The sequence below is a fragment of the Pseudomonas sp. genome (assembly GCF_050739995.1).
Taxonomy (GTDB): Bacteria; Pseudomonadota; Gammaproteobacteria; order Pseudomonadales; family Pseudomonadaceae; genus Aquipseudomonas.
Map to the genome: position 1 here is coordinate 1 of NZ_JBOICG010000300.1, position 2,753 is coordinate 2,753.

4 protein-coding genes and 1 riboswitch are annotated in these 2,753 nt (G+C 61.2%); all 4 genes read right to left on the reverse strand.

Annotated elements, in window-relative coordinates; all coding sequences use genetic code 11:
• Positions 1-70 precede the first annotated feature (70 nt).
• Positions 71-817, reverse strand: coding sequence for a precorrin-4 C(11)-methyltransferase (cobM, locus tag ACRESD_RS10200; RefSeq protein WP_431750799.1), 747 nt, complete (start codon positions 815-817; stop codon positions 71-73).
• Between the two features lie 68 nt (positions 818-885).
• A complete protein-coding gene (locus ACRESD_RS10205) occupies positions 886-1,278 on the reverse strand; it encodes a cobalamin biosynthesis protein (protein WP_431750800.1) in 393 nt (130 codons plus the stop codon).
• Positions 1,275-1,976 carry a CbtA family protein gene (locus tag ACRESD_RS10210; protein WP_431750801.1) on the reverse strand — a complete coding sequence of 234 codons (702 nt, stop codon included), beginning with the start codon at positions 1,974-1,976 and terminating at the stop codon, positions 1,275-1,277. The genes ACRESD_RS10205 and ACRESD_RS10210 overlap by 4 nt, the downstream gene beginning before the upstream one ends.
• 11 nt (positions 1,977-1,987) lie before the next feature.
• Positions 1,988-2,176, reverse strand: coding sequence for a CbtB domain-containing protein (locus ACRESD_RS10215; protein WP_078742010.1), 189 nt, complete (start codon positions 2,174-2,176; stop codon positions 1,988-1,990).
• Between the two features lie 97 nt (positions 2,177-2,273).
• Positions 2,274-2,475, reverse strand: a riboswitch (cobalamin riboswitch).
• Positions 2,476-2,753 lie beyond the last annotated feature (278 nt).

Here is a 2,753-nt window from a genome sequence, read left to right on the forward strand (position 1 = left end):
GTATATAAGCAGGCAAATGTTTTACCTGTCACACCGCAATCGCGGGCAAGCCCGGCTCCCACAGGTGTGTTCAGGGGCGATAAAGGTGCGCATGCCCAGCCCGATACAGCGACGACTCACTAAAACTGTCACTGGCCAATACACGGCCCACCACGATCAGCGCCGTACGCCGAAACCCCTTGGCGGCGACCTTCTCGGCAATATCAGTCAGCGTTCCGACCACCCAATCCTGATCCGGCCACGTCGCGCGGTGCACCACGGCAATCGGGCAATCCGCGCCATAGTGCGGTAGCAGTTCAGCGACGATTTTCTCCAAGTGGCTGACCCCCAAGTGAATTGCCATGGTCGTGCCATGTCGGGCCAGGCTGTCAAAGTCTTCGCCAGTGGGCATGCTGGTTTTGTCGGCGTAGCGGGTGAGAATCACGCTCTGGGCGATGTCCGGCAGGGTCAATTCCGTTTCCAGCAACGCCGCACACGCCGCCACGGCGGTGACCCCAGGAATGATCTGGAATGGAATGCCCAGCTCGCGCAAATAGCGGATTTGCTCGCCAATCGCCCCATACAGGCTTGGGTCACCCGAGTGCACGCGCGCAACATCCTGGCCCTTGGCGTGGGCCGCCTTGATCAGGTCGATGATCTGTTCCAAGTGCAACTCGGCACTGTTGACCACCGTTTGCGCCTGATGACCTTCCAACACCGCCGCCGGAACCAGCGAGCCTGCGTAGAGGATCACCGGGCAGTTGCGGATCAGTCGCTGGCCCTTGACGGTGATCAATTCCGGGTCGCCGGGGCCTGCGCCAATGAAGTAGACGGTCATGGGAGTTCCTGTTGAAAAACGGGCGAGCATGAATAATGTTCATGATCTGAAGGGCAATTATCGGGATTTCAGCCGGCGCACGCCAATGCAAAGGTGGCCTGGGAGGATTTTCTGCGGTTGATCAACAGACGGGCAGGTGCGTTGGCCAGGTGTTCGGCCAGGGCCAGGGCGGCGCTTTCGGCGATGCCGTAACAGCCGGTATGGGCAAAGGCAACTTCGGACCTGTGACTCAGGCGGTCTTCAAACGTCGCCAAGTGTTGCGCACTGAAGCACTGCAAGGGCAGGTCCAGCAACGCGGCCAGTGCCAGTAATCCTGGTTCATTCTGTTTGTTATCGATACTTGCCAGTGCCGTGACCTGTTGGCGTTCGATACCGCCCGTGACCAAGGCGTCGTCAAACAGCGCCAGCAAGGTGTGAACTTCACAACCTCGCTGGCAGCCCAGGCCAACCACCAGGGTCATGCCGAATACTGGCCGTCGCGATTACGTCGAAACAACCAGGCGCTGATCAGGCCCAGGGCCAGCCAGAACGCCACGTTGGTGAGTTGCGACGCGATCTTGAACTGCGCCTCCAGGGCCTCTGGAGCCAGCATCGAATGCACTTCCGGTTGCGGTGCGCCAATTACGTGGGGCACGACCAGGATCGCCACGCCCAGCACTTTCAGCAGCCAGCTTCGGCCGAATACGATCAGCGCAATACCAACGGCGGTAGAAGCCGCCGTGCCGATCCACCAGATCTGGCGCTGGGCCAAGTCCGCTGCGGCAGTGCCCGGCAACTCTGGCGGCAGGCCCAGGGTCGGCGCCAGTACAAAGGTCGCGTAACCCGCCAGGCCCCATAGCAGGCCTTGGGCGGTGCGGGTGGGGGCACGCAAGGTATAGAGTCCGGCCAGCATCAGCGCGAAACCTACCGCGACCACCAGGTTGCCACCGGTGGTGGACAACACGCGCTGCCAGCCGTTTTCCGGCTCCCAGGCTTCGGCGTCGTGGGTATGTGCAGCCGCACCTTCGGCGTGCTCGTGCATCTCGGTAGCGGTCGGGGCCTTTTCAAAAGTCTCCGCCTGCAGAATCAGCGGGGCGACCCAGAAGCTTTGCAGCAAGGTCAGCAGCAGGGCGGCCAAAAGGCCCGTGAAGCCTGCGGTTTGCGCAATACGCTTGATCATGTCGGCAGCTCTCAGTGGCACGGGAACGCGGCGCTGTGGCGGGTATCGTGGGCGGCGTTATGCACCGCTTCGATATGGGAGAACCCCGCGAAGTACACCAGGCATGCACCCAGGATCGATGCACCGATGGCGGCGGTCAGGCGTTGGCTCAGGGTAGAAGTGCTGCTGGCGGTGTGCGAAGTGCTGCTGATGATCGACATGGCGCGTCCCTTTGGGTTTTCGGGGCGAAACGAGCGCATGAAAACCCCGCGAGCCAGGCCCGCAGGGTTCTGAACAGCGCCCGCCCACCGCGGGTTTGTTATCTGATTTTTTCGGGCCGGTCTCCGGGCTTGCGAGGGGCTCAATGCCTGAAAACGTCGCCTTCCCATACCGTCTGGCACAGTGGATATGACGTTTCACTCGCTTACCGTTGCGGGGGCAGCACCGGACTTGCCATAGGTTATGGCTCACCGGTTTCCCGTTTCACCCTTTGCAGGGCACCCGAAACAAGATGTGTAGGAGAGCATGGGGTGGGAGGGGAGTCAATTGGGATGTGGTTTTTGTCGGGGGTGTACATATCCGTTATTTGAGGAACGGCTACTATTGGTTCCGCTCTTACAGCGGCTCACTTTTGAAAAGCGCAAAAGTAAGCAAAACGCTCTTGCCCCAACACTCGGCACCTCGCCTAGGCTCGGTGTGCCCTCACTCCGGCTTGAATCCGTGGGCCGCCGCCACGCGCCATCCATGGCGCGGGGCGGCTAACCCGGCGTCCTGCCGGGTTGCCCACGGATTCAAGCC

What these genes read in the sequence shown, in the direction of transcription:
- ACRESD_RS10215 (WP_078742010.1), bottom strand. Translation starts at nt 2,176, where the DNA reads ATGTCGATCATCAGCAGCACTTCGCACACCGCCAGCAGCACTTCTACC.
- ACRESD_RS10210 (WP_431750801.1), bottom strand. Translation starts at nt 1,976, where the DNA reads ATGATCAAGCGTATTGCGCAAACCGCAGGCTTCACGGGCCTTTTGGCC.
- cobM (WP_431750799.1), bottom strand. Translation starts at nt 817, where the DNA reads ATGACCGTCTACTTCATTGGCGCAGGCCCCGGCGACCCGGAATTGATC.
- ACRESD_RS10205 (WP_431750800.1), bottom strand. Translation starts at nt 1,278, where the DNA reads ATGACCCTGGTGGTTGGCCTGGGCTGCCAGCGAGGTTGTGAAGTTCAC.